This is a genomic window from Roseateles sp. (assembly GCF_036486225.1).
GTDB lineage: Bacteria > Pseudomonadota > Gammaproteobacteria > Burkholderiales > Burkholderiaceae_C > Roseateles.
The window spans coordinates 1-18828 of the sequence record NZ_DASVNZ010000073.1; the positions used below are offsets into that span (position 1 = coordinate 1).

The 18828-nt window shown below is 68.3% G+C and carries 17 protein-coding genes; 2 read left to right on the forward strand and 15 right to left on the reverse strand.

The features are described 5' to 3' along the window. From VF536_RS05335 to glmS, 8 genes are all read right to left on the reverse strand, one after another. Positions 1-753, reverse strand: a 753-nt coding sequence (locus VF536_RS05335; RefSeq protein WP_331613768.1) for a response regulator transcription factor, incomplete at its 3' end; no start/stop codon positions are given. Between the two features lie 52 nt (positions 754-805). Further along, positions 806-2179, reverse strand: coding sequence for an alginate export family protein (locus tag VF536_RS05340; protein WP_331613769.1), 1374 nt, complete (start codon positions 2177-2179; stop codon positions 806-808). Between the two features lie 50 nt (positions 2180-2229). Beyond that, entirely contained in the window at positions 2230-4032 is a 1803-nt protein-coding gene (locus VF536_RS05345) for an amidohydrolase (RefSeq protein ID WP_331613770.1), read from the reverse strand. 229 nt (positions 4033-4261) lie between these two features. Continuing rightward, positions 4262-5629, reverse strand: coding sequence for a vanadium-dependent haloperoxidase (locus VF536_RS05350; protein WP_331613771.1), 1368 nt, complete (start codon positions 5627-5629; stop codon positions 4262-4264). An 84-nt stretch (positions 5630-5713) separates the two neighbouring features. Then, positions 5714-6136, reverse strand: coding sequence for a response regulator (locus VF536_RS05355; RefSeq protein ID WP_331613772.1), 423 nt, complete (start codon positions 6134-6136; stop codon positions 5714-5716). A gap of 267 nt (positions 6137-6403) precedes the next feature. Next, complete coding sequence (locus tag VF536_RS05360; protein WP_331613773.1) at positions 6404-7414, reverse strand: hypothetical protein; 1011 nt, start codon at positions 7412-7414, stop codon at positions 6404-6406. Positions 7415-7573: 159 nt separating this feature from the next. After that, the gene (locus VF536_RS05365; RefSeq protein ID WP_331613774.1) at positions 7574-7927 is read right to left on the reverse strand and encodes a hypothetical protein; all 354 of its coding nucleotides are present in this window, start codon (positions 7925-7927) and stop codon (positions 7574-7576) included. 66 nt (positions 7928-7993) lie between these two features. After that, positions 7994-9868, reverse strand: coding sequence for a glutamine--fructose-6-phosphate transaminase (isomerizing) (gene glmS, locus VF536_RS05370; protein ID WP_331613775.1), 1875 nt, complete (start codon positions 9866-9868; stop codon positions 7994-7996). Between the two features lie 149 nt (positions 9869-10017). On the opposite strand from glmS, the gene VF536_RS05375 reads away from it, so the two are divergent. Continuing rightward, a complete protein-coding gene (locus tag VF536_RS05375) occupies positions 10018-10503 on the forward strand; it encodes an Lrp/AsnC family transcriptional regulator (RefSeq protein ID WP_331613777.1) in 486 nt (161 codons plus the stop codon). On the opposite strand, the gene VF536_RS05380 is transcribed toward VF536_RS05375, so the two are convergent. From VF536_RS05380 to VF536_RS05410, 7 genes are all read right to left on the reverse strand, one after another. Continuing rightward, positions 10504-11685, reverse strand: coding sequence for a class I SAM-dependent rRNA methyltransferase (locus tag VF536_RS05380; protein ID WP_331613778.1), 1182 nt, complete (start codon positions 11683-11685; stop codon positions 10504-10506). Positions 11686-11753: 68 nt separating this feature from the next. Then, positions 11754-12299, reverse strand: coding sequence for a hypothetical protein (locus VF536_RS05385; RefSeq protein WP_331613779.1), 546 nt, complete (start codon positions 12297-12299; stop codon positions 11754-11756). A 130-nt stretch (positions 12300-12429) separates the two neighbouring features. Next, positions 12430-14049 (reverse strand): hypothetical protein, encoded by a 1620-nt coding sequence (locus tag VF536_RS05390; protein WP_331613780.1) that lies wholly within the window; start codon positions 14047-14049, stop codon positions 12430-12432. A gap of 13 nt (positions 14050-14062) precedes the next feature. Continuing rightward, positions 14063-14992, reverse strand: a complete 930-nt coding sequence (locus VF536_RS05395; protein ID WP_331613781.1) for a tyrosine recombinase XerC — start codon at positions 14990-14992, stop codon at positions 14063-14065. Next, positions 14970-15692: a DUF484 family protein gene (locus VF536_RS05400; RefSeq protein WP_331613782.1), complete on the reverse strand. Its 723-nt coding sequence runs from the start codon at positions 15690-15692 to the stop codon at positions 14970-14972. The genes VF536_RS05395 and VF536_RS05400 overlap by 23 nt, the downstream gene beginning before the upstream one ends. Further along, on the reverse strand, positions 15689-16564 hold the full coding sequence (gene dapF, locus VF536_RS05405) for a diaminopimelate epimerase (RefSeq protein WP_331613783.1): 876 nt from the start codon (positions 16562-16564) through the stop codon (positions 15689-15691). The genes VF536_RS05400 and dapF overlap by 4 nt, the downstream gene beginning before the upstream one ends. A gap of 12 nt (positions 16565-16576) precedes the next feature. Further along, positions 16577-17464, reverse strand: a complete 888-nt coding sequence (locus VF536_RS05410) for a lipid A biosynthesis acyltransferase (RefSeq protein WP_331613784.1) — start codon at positions 17462-17464, stop codon at positions 16577-16579. 179 nt (positions 17465-17643) lie between these two features. Between VF536_RS05410 and metK the strand changes: the two genes are divergently transcribed. Then, positions 17644-18822 carry a methionine adenosyltransferase gene (metK, locus tag VF536_RS05415; RefSeq protein WP_331613785.1) on the forward strand — a complete coding sequence of 393 codons (1179 nt, stop codon included), beginning with the start codon at positions 17644-17646 and terminating at the stop codon, positions 18820-18822. The last annotated feature ends 6 nt before the right edge of the window (positions 18823-18828 follow it).

The following is an 18828-nucleotide window of genomic DNA, read 5'->3' on the forward strand; positions in this document are numbered from 1 at the left end:
TCTGGGGCGCCACACTGTGTCGCGGAAATCGGAACACCTCATGGCGCCCGCCAATGGGCCGGCGGGCGGCGAAGCGTGATCGGAGGGCCACTCGTCGAGCAGGTCGCGACGCATGGCTTCGATGACGGCCTGCGTCCTGCTGTGCACGTTCAGCTTGTGCAGCAGCGTCTTCACATGCGTCTTGATCGTCCCCGGGGCGATGCCCAGTCGCAAGCCGATGGACTTGTTGTCCAGGCCGACGCACAGCAGGGTGAGCACGTCGAGCTCGCGCGGCGTCAAGGCATCGCCGGGCCAGTCTTCCGCCACTGCGGCCGCTGCCGTGCGGCACAGGTAGCGCCGGCCCGCCACGACCGTGCAGGCGGCGTCCCGCAGCTCTTCCAGCGTGCACGACGCGTGGACATAACCGGTCACGCCGGCGGCCAAGGCCAGCCTGACCCGCCGGCTCGTCACCGTGGCGGTGACGATGAGCCAGTGCGGACCGGTGACGCCCTCGGGACCGTCGCGACCTGGCACGTCCAGGCGCGCCTGCAGGGCGTCGTCGTGATCGCCCACGAGCAGGCGCGGACGGACCGGGCCCGTCCAGAGGGGCACGGTGGCGCCGCCGGCGTCGCAGGCCAGCAGGGTCGGCGAGAGGGCCGCGGCGATGCCGGCCCGCATGAGCGGATGGCGATGCACGACGACGACATCCGCAAACGCGTGGTCGCTCCTGGCCTGCCGCAGGACGGCCGGGTTGTTGTCGATAGAGGGGGTCATCGGGGTCTCTTCTTCAGTGCGCGCGTGGCCTGTTGCAGTGGCCCTCACGGGTTCAGAACCGGTACTGCGCACTGAGGCTGACGAAGCTCAGCACGTCGCTGGCGCCGGTCTCGCGCAGGAACGCGCCGGGCTCCGCGCAGGCGACGACCGCCGTGGTGGACCAGCCCGGGGCCGCCGCCCAGGTGGCGCCCAGTGAGGCGATGGTCGCCACATAGCGGGCACGACTGTCCCCCGCGGCGCGGAACAGCATCCCGTTGGGCGCGTACACGCCGTCGCGGGTGCTGTGACGCCAGAAGAAGTCGAGGCTGGCGTTCAGTTGGACCCGCGGCGCGACCTTCAGGCTCAGCGCCGGATGGATGTTGAAGAAGTTGCGGGGTCCGAGCGTCGCCTCGTCGCCGAAGTAGTTGCCGCGCGGATAGAACGGATGGAGGGTGCCGAGGCGGTCGTCGTGGGGATCCTTGTCGCCGCTGGCGACGGCAAGGAGCATCGCCACCCGCGGCTGACCGTCCACACCCTCGAAGGTGTAGCCGGTGTCCGTGGCGAGCGACCAGGCGCGGATGTCGGCGTCGCCGAAGCGTCCGCCCTGCACGGCGAATTCCCAGTTCCAGTCCCAGGCCTGACGGCCGCCGAACGCGCGGGTCCCGAGCGACCAGCGGCGTTCGTGCGCCACGCCTTGGGCGTAGCGGCCGGCCTCGTCTTCAAAGTGCAGCAGGTAGACGTCCCAGGAGGTGACGGCGCTTGTGCGGGTCGCGTAGAGGCCGCGCAGCGTCTGCGTCCTCGATCGGGCGTCATCGAAGCTGCCGGCACGGTTCTGCCGCGGCGCCGCGGTGAAGGCGTCGACTCGCCAGGCACCCTGGGTCACGAAGCCGCGGACGGCATCGAAGCTGCGTCGCACGTTCGGACCCTCGCGGGCATCGATGGCCCGTCCCGTTCCGAATTGCAGCTCCTGGATGCCGGCACGCAGGCCGATGCTGCCCTCCCCGACCGGCGATCGCCATTCGACGAACAGGTTGGTGGGATCCAGCCGGTCCTCGTCCACCGGAGACGGGCCGCCGGCGCGGCCGTTGGTGACCGAGCTGGCCAGTTGGGCGAAGCCGCGCCAGTGCTCGCCAGCGCTCAGGTCGGCGAAGACCGAGGCGCGCTGCATCAACACGCCCCATCGGTCCTGGCGATCCAGCCCGTAGCGCGGATGGCCGGCATGCTCGTAGCGCCAGCGCAGGTCGCCGCCGACGCTCAGGCGCAGGTCGTCTCCGACCGGGCGATCCTTCCAGCAGGCGATGCCGCCGCTGTCCGCCTGCTCGTTGCACGACTGGCGCTGAGCGCGGACATCGTCGTCGTATCGCAAGGACCGGAACTGGGCGAGCGCGGCATCGACCGCCACCAGCGGCAGCAGGAGCAGGCCGAGTCGCGTCGCGCGCGCGACCACCCCGCCCGTCGATGGCCAGCGCCGTGGGGGATGAGCCAGTCCGGGGGGCCTCATCGAGCGGTGTAGTAGCCGCCGAACTGCTTGATCGGTGACCAGGCGGGCAGGATCTCCGGCAGGGCCGGCGACATCGCACCGTAGTCCTGCGCGCCGTAGACCACGCGCCCGTCCATGATGGTCAGGACGGCGCTGATCGATGGGATCTGGGATTCCGCGACGCTGAAGTAGTCCTTGTCCAGCAGCACGAAGTCGGCGAGGTAGCCGGGGGCGATCACGCCAGCCTCGGCGTCTGCGTGCATGAACCACGCCGCCTTGCGCGTGAAGAGCCCCAGCGCTTCGGCGCGTGTCAGACGGTTGTCCTTCGCCAGGACCTCGGTGCCGGAGACCGACTTCCCGGACACCATCCAACTGATGCCGACCCACGGATTGAACGAAGCCGCTCGAAAAGCGTCGGTGGTCATGGCCAGGGGGATGCCGCTGTCGACGAGCTGACGCAGGCGCGGGGTCATCAGCGCCTTGTCGCGCCCGTGGGTCTTGATGAAGCCGTCGCCGTGCAGCGCCATCTTGGTGTCCAGGGCGATGCCGCCGCCCAGCGCCTTCACGCGGGCGATGTTGGCGGGACTGATGGTCTCGGCGTGTTCGAGGCTCCACCGCAGGCCGTCGATCGGCGTCTTCTCGTTCAACTTCTCGAGCGCATCGAGGAAGGGCGTGATGTTCTCGTCGTAGCTGATGTGCTCACGGAAAGGGATGCGCCGCTGGATCAGCTTGGCGATGTCCCGCTCCACCAGTTCGCGCCACTTTTCCGGCGGGATGACGATCGCGGGGCGGTCGAAGTTCTCGTGGTCGTGGACCTCCGCCGACAGCAGCTCGCCCGCGCCGCGATAGGTGTGACCGTGCGCGAGCCGCGGGTGCAGGTTCTGGCCGGGACTGATGGGCGCCGTCTTCGTGATCGCCGTGATCTGCGCGTCCACCACGTTGTCGGCGAACTGGATGTCCACGAAGGGCATGCGGATGTTGAGGCGGTTGTCGCGGGCGAGGACGTCCACGGTGCGCTGCGCCTTGGGATAGCCGCGGAATCCCGTGCCCGCATCGACGATGGACGTGACCCCGACGCGGTTGAGGCTGTGGACCGTCTGGACCAGCGAGCTGACCTCCTCATCGAAGCTCAACTGGGGGACCATGGTCTCGAGGGCGATGAACATGAAGGTGTTGCCCTGGATCACGCCGGTGTAGCGGCCCTGCGCGTCCTTCTCCAGCACGGTGTCCGGCAGCTTGGGGAACTTGTCCGTGCCCACGCCGAAGGCTTCCATCGCCTGCTGGTTCAGGAAGGCGCGGTTGTAGGCGTACTGGACGATGAGCGGGCGGTTGGGGACGGCCTTGCGGATCTCCTCGATGGTGGGGAAGCGCTTCTCCTCGAACTGGTAGGGCGACCAGCCGCCGACCACCTTCACCCACTGGCCTTCCGGGGTCCGCTTGGCCTGCTCGCTCAGCATCGCGAGGGCGCGACGCAGTGTCGGCACGCCGTCCCACCGCAAGGTGTAGTTGTAGCCGCCTTCGTTGAGCACGTGGGTGTGCGCGTCGATGAGGCCCGGGATGAGCCGCCGGCCGCGGGAGTCGATGAGTCGCGTGCTGGCGCCCTTCAAGGCCAGCACCTCGGCTTCCGTGCCGACCGCGTAGATGCGACCGCCCTTGACGGCCAGGGCCGAGGCCTCGGGTTGCGCGGCATTGCCAGTGAAGATCTTCGCGTTGTGCACGATCAGGTCCGCGCCTGTCGCCTCCTGCGGAACCTGTGCATGGGCGTGGACATGGATCAGGCCGATCATCACCAGGCCTGCGATCAGTCGCTTCAGCTTCACTGTTTTTCCCTCTCGTTGGATGTGTAGGAACGCCCGCGCAAACCGCGGGCGTTGAACGAGGGAAATGTTGCCGGCTCGGTCCCCCACAGTCACTGATCGTTCCTGCTGGCGACAGCACGATTCGCTCATGAGCTTGCGCGGCCAGAAAAGCAGAAAGCCCAGCGGAGCTGGGCTTTGATCGAGGGCGGTGACGAGGTCCGCTCGAAGCGGAGCTGGGGTCGTCTTCGTCTCAGAGGGGCAGCAGCTGACGCTTCATCACCTCTTCGGCCACACGCCTTCCCAACTCGACGCCCACCTCGCCCGAGCGGCGGTAGTGCATGCCGCCGTAGATGCGCGCGTTGACGACCTCCTCCACGTAGTCCGTCAACCGGCTGTAGCGGCGCACCGCGCCGGGTGCCGTCTCGCTCGTCAACGTCACGGTCGCGATGTCGTTGCCCACGAGCAGTTCCAGCGCCCTCGCCGCGCTGCCCTGGATGGCGCAATGGGCGCACGGGTATTCCGGGTGAATCGGCGTCGGCAGGAACGGCTCCCACGCCGGATCTCGCGTCGTCGCGTCGTTGCCGTCCCGGTCGCCGTTGCGGATGGCCGTGACCGGACGCCAGAACCCGTAGGCGTACTTGGCATCGAAGACCGCGACCGCCGTGTCCGAGGTGGCCATCGACACCAGCGCGAGCAGGCGCGCGTGGCTGAGCAGGTCGAGGTGCCTGCCGGCAGCCACCTGCTGAGCGAGCGGGCTGTAAGTGGCCGGCCCGACGATCTCCCAGAAGCTGGCGATCTGGCTCTGCTCGGCGTTGCGCTCGGAGTTCCTCTTCGCGCCAAGGCGACGCACCTCGTTGTAGTCGCGCGCCCAGTCTTCGCTGGTCAGCGCATAGGGCGCGCCCGGACGGAACTGGGCGCCCCCGGCCAGCGCAAAAGGTCTCACGAGCCCCCACTGGGACGCGGCAGGCAGTGGGGTCGGGACGTAGGTGCCGGGCGTCGTGGCAGGACGGTAGTCGTCCGGCCGGTCGCTGCCGTCGTTGCGGCGGTCCGCCAGCAGAGCAGCCGCCGCCCGGGCACCCAGCGCGTCGCCGTCGCGCCGTGCGTCGTCGTCGCGTTCGGTGGCGAGCGCGGCCTGCAGGGCTTGCCCGAGCGCCGCAGCCTGGGTCGGGCACAGGCTGGCCAGGACATCGTGTGCCGCCTTGGCCACCGCCACCTGCGTCGACGCCTGAGGCGACGCGGGCAACGGGGTCAGGTAGGGCCTGTAGCGCGGCGTGATGGCGTTCAAGGCCTCGAACATGGCCAGGTCGACCATGGTGACGGTGCGCCCTTGCGCCACCGGCGACTGACGGGCCGCGTACACCGCAGCGACGGCGCGGTCATGCCAATCGCCGATGACGTCCGCTCGCGCCTGCGTTGCGAGACCTGTCGATGCCAGGGCCAGCCATCCGGCGGCTCGTCGCCAGCTGCCGAGACTCGTCGACGTCGGTGCCCGCACTTTCACCTGGGGCGGATCGGCATCGCGTCCAGCGCGTGGCGGCCGCAGCGCCACGAGCAAGGGGCCTGCCGGGGCAGCCTCGCGCACCGACGCACAACCAAGGCGATACGAGCGTGGGAACATGGTGGACGGCTCCGTCGGTTGACCCTCTCTCCACCTGTACGAGAAGCGGCGCCCAAAGCGGACATCCCGGTGTGGCGCTCGATCTCAGGTGTCGCCGTTCTTTCTCGCCTTGGCCATCAGGTCGATCAGGCCGCGCTCCAGTTGCTTGAAGTCGAACGGCTTGGACCAATACGCTGAAGCGCCACCACGCAGCGAGGCTTCGACGTCCACGGGCTCATTGCTCGCCGAGAGCACGATGACCGGGATGTCCGCGAACGACGCGACGGCACGGAACCTTCGCAACACGTCCAACCCGTCCAGGTCCGGCAGGTGCCTGTCCAGGAGTACCGCATCCGGGGGCTCGAGTTCACAGGAAGCGAGCCCCGTGGCGCCAGTCATCGCGACTTCCAGCCTCAGGTCCGGGTACTGTGCAGCCCAGTGCTGCATCAGCAACCCGTTGATGGGGTCGTCCTCGATGTAGACGATTCTTCCGGAGAGGTCTGCGCTTGGCATGGCCGTGGCGTGCATCCGTCAGATGAGCAAAGCCGGGCAATCTTCCTTTGCCGGCTCAGCGAGGTGGGCAGGAGTCTTACGACACGCCGACGACTTCGGATCACTGCCCTAGGCCACCGCGACCCGCTCGCGAGCGCCAAATTTCCACACGCTCCTGGCCTTCAGAGAGCCCGCAGGCCTCCGCTTCAGCACCTTCCCGATGAACGCGGGGTGGAAGCGGATGACCGCGGGCCTTGGAGAACGATGCGCGCCGCCCGCTGGACGGGCAGCCGGACGCCGTCGCTACTTCGTCTTGCTGGACGACGCGTCCGAGGAGCTGCTCGTGGCGCCAGGCAAGGACGTACTGGACAAGCTTCCGCTGCCCGCCGCCGTCAAGCCGCGATCGCCATGGGTGCCGGTTCCACTGCCGAGCGTGTTGCCGCCCTGGCCGTAGCGGGTCGCATCCAGGTTGTCCTGCCCGGCCTGCTGCGAGATGCCGCCGCTCGATCCCGCACCGCTTCCTCCGGCGCCCTGTCGCGTCGACCGCTCCGAGCGCCACTTGTTGAAGTCCTCGCTGAACTTCTGGTATCGCTCCTGACGCCAGCCGTGATAGTCGTTGTCCAGCGTGCGCATCTGCTCGTGGCGCCACTGTTCGTAGTCGGGGTCGTAGTGCTGTTGCCGTCCTTGCGACTGCCATTCGGCCTGACCGGATCCGCCCCGATGGCTTCCCCGGTAGTCGCGCTCTTGGGGGGTGCCGCCGTAGTGCTCACCCAGCGTGTTGGCGTAGCTGTCCGCGCCGGAGCCGGCCATGCGCCCGTAGTCGCGTCGCCCGCTGTCCTCACGCCAGCCTTCATGGCGCGGTCCCTGGTCGCGATAGCGGCCGGAGCCGCCCTGACCATAGCCGCTGGAGGTGCCGTAGCTCGGGCTGCCGTAGTTGCCGGACCCGCTGTAGCTGTCCTGTCCGCCGAAGCTGCCGCCGCCGTAGTTGCCGCTCATCGAGCGACCACGATCGGCACCCCAGCCTTCATTCTGATAGCCACCTCGATAACCGCCCTGGCTCTGCAGATCGCCATGGCTACGGTAATCCCGGCGGTAATCATCACGGTACTCCCGGCCACCGCCGTATCCGCCGTAGCCGCTGCCATGCGGTTCATCGCGGTCGGCCTGGAAGCTGCTGCCCTGATAGGCCGGCTCGTTCCGATCGCGCGACGGGTCCGATCGATGGCTTCCGTAGTTGCCGCGATCGCGGTCCTCTTCGTCCCAGGCACTTGATGGGCGTTGGTCTTGTCTTCCTCGTTGTCCGTACTGGTTCATGGCGACTCCTTTAAAGCCTCAAACCGGTTGTCGAATCCGGCGGCGCCCGCCGCCGGTTCCGGTATTCCACGGGCAAGGTTTGTGCCACTCAGGTCGCTCCCCGAACGTCGTTCGGCGTTCACCTCAGGACTGCGAAAGGAGCCACCGCACACCGTTGCCCTACTGCATGTAGGGCACCTTTGAATGCGCGGCATGCGGGTCGAGATCCCGCGATTCCAGGAGCCGGACCCGCCTGCCGATCCGGTCCAGCCATGCCTGGGTCTGCTCGTTGAGTGCCTTCAGGTGGTGCGGCCGGACCTGTCGAAGCGTGTGCTCGATCTGCTCCTCGAAGCACCGTTGCAGCTGCACGGGCTGAGGATGGGTATCCACCGCCGCGCAGAGCAGGGCCTGAAGATTGGTCGCCTGCAGATGGAGTGCGTAAAGCGCTTCGGTCATCGCCTCCATCTGGCGGTGCATGGACTGCAACGCAGCAATCACGGAATCATCGTCGGCAGCTTGATCCGCTTGTTCCATCTGAGCCTCCATCCAGATCGGTCTGGAGGCTGGTTGTGGCAGGCTGGATGCCTGCCACCTGCCCTCTCACTCCACCGTCACGCTCTTCGCGAGGTTGCGCGGCTTGTCCACGTCCGTCCCGCGTGCGCAGGCCGTGTGATACGCCAGCAGCTGCAGCGGCACCGTGTGCAGGATCGGGCTCAGCGCACCGTAGTGCTCCGGCATGCGGATGACATGCAGCCCCGGCTCGCTGTCGATCTTCGTATCGCCGTCGGCGAACACGAACAGCTCGCCGCCGCGCGCGCGCACTTCCTGCATGTTGCTCTTGAGCTTCTCGAGCAGCGTGTCGTTCGGCGCCACCGTCACGACCGGCATCTGCGCCGTCACCAGCGCCAGCGGGCCGTGCTTCAGCTCACCCGCCGGATACGCCTCGGCGTGGATGTAGCTGATCTCCTTGAGCTTCAGCGCGCCTTCCAATGCGATCGGGTAATGCAGCCCGCGGCCGAGGAACAACGCGTTCTCCTTGCGCGCGAACTCCTCGCTCCACGCGATCACCTGCGGCTCCAGCGCCAGCACCGCCTGCACCGCCACCGGCAGGTGACGCAGCGCCTTCAGGTGCTCCTGTTCCTGTTCTTCGCTCAGGTGGCCGCGCGTCTGCGCCAGCGCCAGCGTCAGCAGGAACAAGCCCACCAGCTGCGTCGTGAACGCCTTCGTCGAGGCCACGCCGATCTCCGCGCCCGCCCGCGTGATGTAGGCCAGCGCACATTCCCGCACCATCGCGCTCGTCGACACGTTGCACACCGTCAGCGTGTGCAGCATCCCCAGCGACCGCGCATGCTTCAGCGCCGCCAGCGTGTCCGCCGTCTCGCCGCTCTGGCTGATGGTCACCACCAGCGTGCGCGGGTTCGGCACGCTGTCGCGGTAACGGTACTCGCTCGCGATCTCCACGCTGGTCGGGATCTTGGCGATGCTCTCCAGCCAGTACTTCGCCGTCGAGCCCGCGTAGTAGCTGGTCCCGCACGCCAGGATCAGCACCGAGTCGACTTCCTTGAACACGCGGAACGCGCCGTCGCCGAACAGCTCCGGGCTGATGCCCTGCACCGCGTCCAGCGTGTTGGCGATCGCCACCGGCTGCTCGAAGATCTCCTTCTGCATGTAGTGACGGTACGGGCCCAACTCGGCCGCGCCGCTGTGGGCGTGCACGGTCTTCACTTCGCGCTCGACGTTGACGAAACGTCCCGTCGTCGCATCCTTGTTGCTGATCCAGTAGCGGCCCAGTTGCAGGTCGACGACGTCGCCCTCCTCCAGGTACACGATCTGGTCGGTCACGCCCGCCAACGCCATCGCGTCCGAGGCGACGAAGTTCGCGCCCGCGTACTCGTCCTTGCCGACGCCCAGCACCATCGGCGAGCCCTCGCGCGCACCGATCACGCGGTGCGGCTCGTCCTTGTGGAAGACCGCGATGCCGTAGGCGCCGCGCAGCTGCGCCACCGCCGTCTGCACCGCCTCCAGCAGGTCGCCGTGGTAGTGGAAATCGACCAGGTGGGCGATGACCTCGGTGTCGGTCTGGCTGTGGAAGACGTAGCCGCGCGACTTCAGCTCGGCGCGCAGTTCATCGTGGTTCTCGATGATGCCGTTGTGGACCAGCGCCACGCGGCCCGGCTGCTGGTGCGCGTCGGCGCCCGGGCCGTGCGAGAAGTGCGGATGCGCGTTGTGCACCGCCGGCGCGCCGTGCGTCGCCCAGCGCGTGTGGGCAATACCTGTCCCCGCCGCCACACCGTCCTGCGCCGCCAGCGCCTGCAATTCCGCCACGCGCGAGGTGCTGCGCGCCCGGCGCAGTTGGCCGTCCTGGTGGACCGCCACCCCGCAGGAGTCGTACCCGCGGTATTCGAGGCGCTTCAGGCCCTCGATCAGGATGGGAACGATGTCTTTCTGGCTGACCGCGCCGACGATGCCGCACATGATGTGTCTCCCCGGATGTCCGGATGAATTTGCGAATGGCGGAATGCTAGGCAGCTTGTCGAGGTGGATGCTTTCAACGTTTGATCATTCATGAAAGAATTAGTCACCAATGACTGATAGTGATGGAATATTCCATCTGCATCGCTTCCATGGAATCTTCCATCACCCTGGACGCCATCGATTTGCGGGTACTGGACCTGCTCCAGCAGGACGCCTCGCTGTCCAACCAGGCCCTGGCCGAGCGTGCCCATGTGTCGCCCGCCACCTGCCTGCGTCGGGTTCGCCGGCTCGTCGAGACCGGCGTCATCGAGAAACAGGTCGCCATCCTGTCGCCGGAGAAGCTCGGCGCGGGGCTGTCGGCGCTGGTCGAGATCACGCTCGACCGGCAAGGCGCGGAGCACCTCGATGCGTTCGAAGCCATCGCCGTCGCGGCGGCGGAGGTGCAGCAGTGCTGGCGCGTCGCGCCGGGGCCGGACTTCGTGCTGGTGCTGCAGGTGCCGGACATGCCGGCGTATCACGCGCTGGTGCAGCGACTGTTCACGCAGCAGGCCAACGTGCGGAACGTGAAGGCGTTCTTCAGCGTCAAGCGCGCGAAGTTCGAGCCGCGCCTGGCCCTCCCGGCGGCGCGGCCCTGATCAGCGCTTGAGGATCAGCAGGCCCTTGAGGTACTCGCCCTCGGGGAAGTAGATCGTCTGCGGATGGTCCGGCGTCGCGCCGACACGGTCGAGGATCAGACCGTCCGCGCCCGCGTCGATGCCGGCACCGGCCACGATCTTGTGGAACAGCTCCGGCCCCACGCCGCCCGAGCATGAGAAGGTGAACAGCAGGCCGCCCGGCTTCAGCAGCATCAGGCCCAGGCGGTTGATGTCCTTGTAGGCCCGCGCGGCGCGCTCCGCGTGCGCGGCGGTCGGCGCGAACTTCGGCGGGTCCAGCACGATCGCGTCGAAGCTGCGGCCCTGCTTGAGCATGTCGCGCAGCGTATGGTTGACGTCCGCATCCAGCGCCGTGTGGTGCGCCGGATCGAAGCCGTTGAGCGCGACGTGCGCCGTGGCGCGCGCCAGCGCCGGGCCGGATGAGTCGACGCTGATGACCTCCGTCGCGCCGCCCGCGAGCGCGGCGACCGAGAAGCCGCCGGTGTAGCTGAAGCAGTTCAGCACCGACTGGCAACCGTAGTGCTTCACGACCTCGGCGAACTTCCTGCGGTTGTCGCGCTGGTCGAGGTAGTACCCGGTCTTGTGGCCCTCGGCCACGTCCAGGCTCAGCTTCCAGCTGTTCTCGGAAATGACGAGCTCGGTGCCGCCCTCGCCTCGCAGCCAGCCGGTGACCGGCTCCATGCCTTCCAGCGTGCGCACGTTCGCGTCGGAGCGCTCGTAGATCCGCGCCAGGCCGGTCTGCGCGAGCAGCAGGTCCGCGATGGTCTGCTTCCAGCGCTCGGTGCCGGCGGAGAGGAACTGCGCGCTCAGCGTGTCGCCGTAGCGGTCGACGATCAGGCCCGGCAGGCCGTCGGCCTCGCCGTGGATCAGGCGCACCGCGTCGGAGGCTATCGGCATGCGCGCGCGCAGCGCCAGCGCCGCGGCGATGCGGCGCTCGAAGAAGGCCGTGTCGATGCGCTCCTGCTCGTCGAAGCTCCACGCGCGCACGCGGATCAGCGACTCCGGACTGAACGAGGCCCAGCAGAGGAAGCTGCCGTCGAAGGCTTCGACGCGCACGGTCTCGCCGGCGTCGGCCTTGCCCCGCGCGATCGAGCCCTCGAAGACCCAGGGATGGCGGCGGAGGAGCGAGCGTTCCTTGCCCTCGCGGAGACGGATGGATTTCATGGGGCGGATTGTCCGCGATGGCGAGGGGTCAGTCGTCGCCCAGCTGACGTAGAGGCCCCTGTGTCAAATCAGGCAGATTGGGAAATGGGCTCTGTCTCAAGCCTGCGGACGATCGAACCGTAGAACGGAGCGGCGTTTGAGCGCAGCAACCCCGCGAGAGAACGTTCGGACGCGCTCGTCATGACCAAACCCAGGCGGCACAGCCAGGGTCGGTTCATCTGATCGCGAGCGGATTTGAGAGCGAACATCGCCGCCCAATCGTCGACATGAGCTTCATGCCCTGTCCTCTCAACGCCTTCCAGCATCACGATGACCGCAGCCTTCGTGGCGGCGTGCAATCGCTGAAGCTCCTCGAGAAGAGAGACGCGGTGGGGCGAGACAACAGCAGGTGGATCGTCGTGGTGCAGTCCCTGCATCAGCCCCCTGGCGGAAGCGGCAATCGCATCCCAAAGCCGACCGGAAGGGACGTCGCCAAGCGCCAGATGAATCACCATCGAGCCCGACTTCAAGAACGCTTCGCGCAGTTCCCCTTCGACGAATCCCGAAAGCTCAGTTTCTGGCGTCAGAAGGAAAAGCCCATGTGATGCGTCATCGAACAGCGATGGCGCCAGCATGGCGCCACACCATTGTCGGGCGAGGGTGGTGCGATGGCAGGTGTCCACGATTCATCGATCAACAACTCGGGACCAATGATTCTGCGGCCAGCTGCTCAGGCCAGACTTGAAGGTCGGCCGCCGTGTTGCTTCAACGCTTCGCCGCCGGCCCCAGCGTCCCGAACGCCCAGCCCACGTTCAGGCTGACCATCGGAGTGCTCTGCTTCTCGCCGCCGAGCGCCTTCCACTGGCCGACGCCGACCTTCACGCGCAGGCGGTCGCGGCCGGTGCCTTCCCATTGCGCCCACAGCTCGCCCTGGGACACGGCGCCTCCGCCGACTGCCACACCACCGCCGCCCGCAGCGCCGACCAGCGCTTCCGCGCCGACGCGCACGCCGTTCCACTTCGGCGAATGCGCGCCGAGGCCGAACATGCCGTACGAGAACGCGCCCGCCTTGCCCAGCGCCGCGCTGCCCGCATGCGCCACGCCGTACCACGGCCCGCCGAAGTCGCGCGTCATGCCGATGCCCAGGCCGGTCACGTTGTCCTTGGAGCCGTCCTTGAACTTGAATTCCTTGAAGTAGGGCATGCTCAGGTACAGCGCCTGCGCGCGCACGGTGCCGGACTCCAGCGGCGGCGAGTCCAGGATGCGCGACACCTTCTCCAGCGGCAGCGCCAGCGAACCGCGCACCTGGAAGGAGTCGTAGTTCCCCCACGGCGCCTTCATGTAGCCGGCGTCCAGCCGCAAGGTCGGCCCCCACGGCGTGATCCAGCGCAGCGTCGGTCCGACCCGCACCAGCCAGCCGCTGCCCGTGTCCATGTCGCCGCCGCCGCCCAGACCGAAGGAGAACTGGCCGCCGATGCGCAGCCGCTCGCTGCCGATGCCCCAGTCCTGACCGGCGTTCGCCAGGATCTCCATGTAGCCGTCGTGTCCGCCGGACGCGGCGCCCGACGCTTCCAGGCCCCACCACGACGACCCGTCGCCGAAGTACTGCCGCAGGTCGCCGCCGGCCTTGCCCTTGCGGCCCGTCAGCGGCACGCCGCCGCGCGTGCGGCTGCCGCTGCGCGGCTTCTCGACGCCCGCGCTCAGCGCGATCTCGTCGAAGCCCATGCCCGTGCGGTCGCCCGCGCGTCCCGGCGATCCCGAATCGCTCGGATTGAAGCTGAGGAACTTGTCCATCCGCCCGATCGTGAACGCGACCCCGGTGTCCTTGATGTTGCCGTTGCCGTTCGGGAAGGTGATGTGCGAGACACCGACACCGGCGTACCAGTTGCCGAACTCGCCGCGCAGCGACAGCTCCGGTCGCAGCATCAGGCCGCCGCCGGCGCGGACCTTGTCCGAACTCACACCGCCGCCCGCGCCCGCGTACAGGCTGGCCGCCAGGTGCACCTCCGGCGTGATGCGGAAGCGCCGCTGCACGTTGAAGCCGACCGTGAACAGGCCGCCGAATTCGCCCTTGGCCGCGCCGTATGCGGCCGGACCGAGGCCCCAGTCCTCGTTGACCGCCACCATGTAGTGCGCGCCCAGGAAGGCCGTCTTCTGCCCCGTGGGCATCTTGACCGGCGACCAGTTCAGCTCGAACGCGGCGGGCCGGCTGTCGGTGGCCGTGATGACCGGCGACGTCGACGCCGTGCTCGGCGCAGTGCCAGCCGCGGCGTTCGAAGCAACGCTCGACTGGGCGTTCGCATGCAGCTGCGCCGCCATCAGGGCGGAGCACAGCAGCAACGGGCGGGAGGGGAATCGCGAGGAGATCGAATCGGTGCGGCGCATCGGGGACAGTCGGTTATTTCTTGCGGGCGCGGGGGTGCGCCGCGTCGTAGACCTTGGCCAGGTGTTGGAAGTCCAGCCGGGTGTAGATCTGCGTGGTGCTGATGTTGGCGTGGCCCAGCAGTTCCTGGACCGCGCGCAGGTCGCCGCTGCTCTGCAGCAGGTGCGACGCGAAGGAGTGGCGCAGCATGTGCGGATGGACGTTCGTGGGCATGCCCGCCGCCAGCGCGCGCTGCTTCAGGCGCTTGCGGATCTGGTCGGCGCTGAGCCGGCCGCCGCGCGGTCCGACCAGCAGCGCCGGTTCGTCCGCCGCGGCCCATTGGCCGCGCACCGCGAGCCAGGCCCGCAGCGCCGTCATCGAGGGACCGCCCAGCGGCGCGGCGCGGCGCTTGGCGCCTTTGCCGAGCACCTGCGCCTCGGCATCCTCGAGCACGATCCAGCCGGCCGACGAGGCCTGATGGCGCTGGTCCAGGCCCGCCAGCTCGGAGACCCGCAGCCCGCTGCCGTAGAGCAGCTCGACGATGCAGCGCTCCAGCGCCTCGGCGACCGGATCGGCCGCGTCCTGCTGGTGCTCGGCGAGCCGCACCGCGTCGTCGACGCCCAGCGCCTTCGGCAGCGGACGGCCTTGCTTGGGCGCATGCAGGTCGGCGATCGGGTTCGCGTCGACCAGGCCGTTCTGGCCCAGCCAGCGGTACCAGCCGCGCCACGCGGACAGGATCAGCGCCAGCGTGCGCGGCTTGAGCTTCTCGCCGTGCAGCTTCGCCAGGAAACGCCGCGCCTGATGCGCCGACAGGCGCAGCAGGTTCAGGTCCTCCGCCGAGGCGAGCCCGCTCAGCCGCTGCAGCGCGTCCGTGTAGAGCGTCAGCGTGCGCTCCGCCAGGCGGCGCTGCACGCGCAGGTGTTCCAGGTAGCGCTGCTGCTCGTCAGTCAGGCTGAGCGGCGACATGGGGAGCGACCGGAGGAGCGGCGTGCGGGTCGGCGTCCAGCAGACGCGAGAGCGCGGCGCTGGCGATCTCGCCGACGCGGGTCAGGAACTCGGTGCCCATTTCGGCCGTGTAGCGCGTCGGATCCGGCGAGCCCAGCACCAGCAGCCCGAAGGGCTGCGCCGGCGCGCCCGTGGTCAGCGGCACCAGCGCCAGCGAGGCCACGTCGTCCTCGAGCCAGCGCGCCGCCTCGAAGCCGGAATTGATGCCGCAGTACGGCTGGTTCAGGCTGCCCACGAAGGCCTTCACGTCCGGGCTGACCTCGGCCGCGAACGGCGCGAGCGCATGGCCGGGGTCGACGTTCCACAACCGCAGGCCCGCCTGCGGGATCAGGAACTGATGGCGCAACTCGCGCAGCAGCACCTCCGGCAGCTGGCGGTCGTCGCGCGTCAGCATCAGCCCCAGCGTCCAGCGGTGCAGCCGGTCGGCGATCGCGACGTTCTCCTGCCCGTTGCGGATCATCTCGATGATCTTGTTCTCCAGGCCGCGGATCTTGTCGCGCAGCAGCTCCGCCTGGCGCTCCTGCAGCGAGACCGCGCGCTGGCCGTGCGGATGCGAGATCCGGACGTTGGCCAGCAGTTCGGCGTGACGTTCGAAGAACGCCGGGTCATTCGCCAGGTAGTCGGCGATGTCTTGTTCGGTGATGCCTTCGATGCCGCTCACAGTTCGATTTCTCCTTCAAAGACCGTCTGTGCCGGCCCTGTCATGTAGACCGGGGCGGACAGCCCCGGGCCGCCCGGCGTCATGCCGGCCCATTCGATGCGCAGGTCGCCGCCGCGCGTGTGCACCTCGACCGCGGCGTCCAGCCAGCCCAGCCGGATGCCCGCCACCACCGCCGCGCACGCGCCGGTGCCGCAGGCCAGCGTCTCGCCGGCGCCGCGCTCGAACACGCGCAGCTTCACTTCGCCGCGGCTGACGATCTGCAGGAACCCGGCGTTGACACGGCGCGGGAACGATTCATGGTGCTCGACCAGCGGTCCGACGATGCCCACCGGCGCCTGGTCGACGTCGTCGACCCGCTGCACCGCGTGCGGGTTGCCCATGGACAGCACGGCGACATCCGCGGTGATGCCATCGCCCAGGTCCAGCGGCCAGCGCTCGAAGCCGTTCTCGTGGCGCGGCGCCGACTCCTTCGGATCGAAGGGGATACGCGGCAGGTCGAAGACCGGCGCGCCCATGTCGACCGTGACGCGACCGTCGTCCTGCAGCCGCAGTTCGAGCAGCGCGTTGATGGTCTGCACGCGGATGGTCCGCTTGTCGGTCAGGCCCTTGTCGACCACGTAGCGCACGAAGCAGCGCGCGCCGTTGCCGCACTGTTCGACCTCGGAGCCATCCGAATTGAAGATGCGGTAGCCGAAATCGACGTCGGGGCTCTTCGAGGCCTCGATCACCAGGATCTGGTCGCAGCCCACGCCGAAACGGCGGTCGCCGACGCGCCGCAGCTGATCGCTGGTCAGCGGCATCGGGTGGCGCGTGGCGTCCAGCACGACAAAGTCGTTGCCGGCGCCCTGCATCTTGGTGAAGCGCAGTTTCATGGGAGCGGATTATCAGGAATACAGCGACGGCTCGCCGGGCGGTCTCGTCTTGAATCGCTTGTGGACCCAGAAATACTGGGCCGGGTGCTCGCGGATCCGGTCCTCGAGCCAGCGGTGGAAGTGGTTGGCGTCGGCCTCCATGTCGCCGCTCGGGTATCCCTGCAGCGGTTCATGGGCGTGGATGACGATGCCCTCGCCCTTGGGCAGCATCGTGACGATCACCGGCTGCACCACCATCTTCATGGTCTGCGCGATCTTGGCCGGCGCCAGCAGCGTGTTGGCCGGCACGCCGAAGAACGGGATGAAGGCCGAGTCCTTCGGACCGAAGTCCATGTCGGGCAGGTTCAGGAACGAATACCCGTCGCGGATCGCCCGCAGCACGCTGCGCACGCCCTCGTGGCGGTCGACCAGCTTGGTCGTGCCGAAGCGCGAGCGCGCCTTGCGCAGCGCCTCGTCGAACAGCGCGTTGCTCTGGCGCTGGTAGATGCTGGCGCCGGGTCTTGCCTGGTTGAGCATCAGCGCCGGCCCGATCCAGTCCAGGCCCACGAAGTGAGGCATGAGCCACATCACCGGGCGGTCGACCTGTTCGGAGAGCTTGATGTTGCCTTCGATGCGCATCAGCCTCAGCAGCCGCCGGTCCGACGCGAACCAGAGCAGCCCGCGCTCGAGCAGGCTGCGGCCCAGCCAGCCGAAGTGCTCGCGCACCAGCGCCTGGCGTTCGGCCAGGGGCTTCTCGGGGAAACACAGTTCGACGTTGCGCAACGCGACGCGCCGACGCGAGCCGGCCACGCGATGCAGCAGGCCGCCCAGCCCCCACCCGAGGGCCGCCAACCAGCGCAGCGGCAGCCAGTGCAGCAGCCACAGGAGCGCGATCAGCGCGTATGTACCGAGTTTTCCCATCCACCCATCCGTGGGCCCTGCCGGGCCTTTTCTCTTTCCTATAATCCCACCCCAGTCGCCGAGTTAATCTGGACAACTTGCGGGGCGACTCATAAATCCCGCTAAAGCGTTCGCCGCCTGACTCCCGTCTCGGCAACGCCAGAAGGCATTGCCCGAAGACTGAATCACAGGAGTTTAAATTGGCGAGCGATTTCCTCTTCACCTCGGAATCCGTGTCTGAAGGCCACCCCGACAAGGTGGCGGACCAGATCTCCGACGCGATCCTCGACGCGATCCTGGCGCAGGACCCGCGCTCGCGCGTCGCCGCCGAGACCCTCTGCAACACCGGCCTGGTCGTGCTGGCCGGCGAGATCACGACGAACGCCCACGTCGACTACATCCAGGTCGCCCGCGACACGATCAAGCGCATCGGCTACGACAACACCGAGTACGGCATCGACTACAAGGGCTGCGCCGTGCTCGTCGCCTACGACAAGCAGAGCAACGACATCGCCCAGGGCGTCGACCAGGCCTCCGACGACCACCTCAACACCGGCGCCGGCGACCAGGGCCTGATGTTCGGTTATGCCTGCGATGAAACGCCGGAGCTGATGCCCGCGCCGATCTACTACGCGCACCGCCTGGTGGAACGCCAGGCGCAGCTGCGCAAGGACGGCCGCCTGCCCTTCCTGCGTCCGGACGCGAAGAGCCAGGTCACCATGCGCTACGTCGACGGCAAGCCGCACAGCATCGACACCGTCGTGCTGTCGACGCAGCACGCGCCCGAGATGTCGCTGGGCGACAAGATGAAGCCCGAGTTCTACGAGGCCGTCATCGAGGAGATCATCAAGCCGGTGCTGCCCAAGGAATGGCTGCAGGACACGAAGTACCTGGTCAACCCGACCGGCCGTTTCGTCATCGGCGGCCCGCAGGGCGACTGCGGCCTGACCGGCCGCAAGATCATCGTCGACACCTACGGCGGCGCCTGCCCGCACGGCGGCGGCGCCTTCTCGGGCAAGGACCCGACCAAGGTGGACCGCTCCGCCGCCTACGCCGCCCGCTACGTGGCGAAGAACATCGTCGCCGCCGGCCTGGCCAAGCAGTGCCAGATCCAGGTCGCGTACGCGATCGGCGTCGCGCGTCCGATGAACGTCACGGTCTACACCGAAGGCACCGGCGTCCTGCCCGACGAGCAGATCGCCGCCCTGGTCAACGAGCACTTCGACCTGCGCCCCAAGGGCATCATCCAGATGCTGGACCTGCTGCGTCCGATCTACGGCAAGACCGCGGCCTACGGCCACTTTGGTCGTGAAGAGCCGGAGTTCACCTGGGAACGCACGGACAAGGCGAAGGCGCTGCGCGCGGCAGCGGGTCTGTAATTCCCC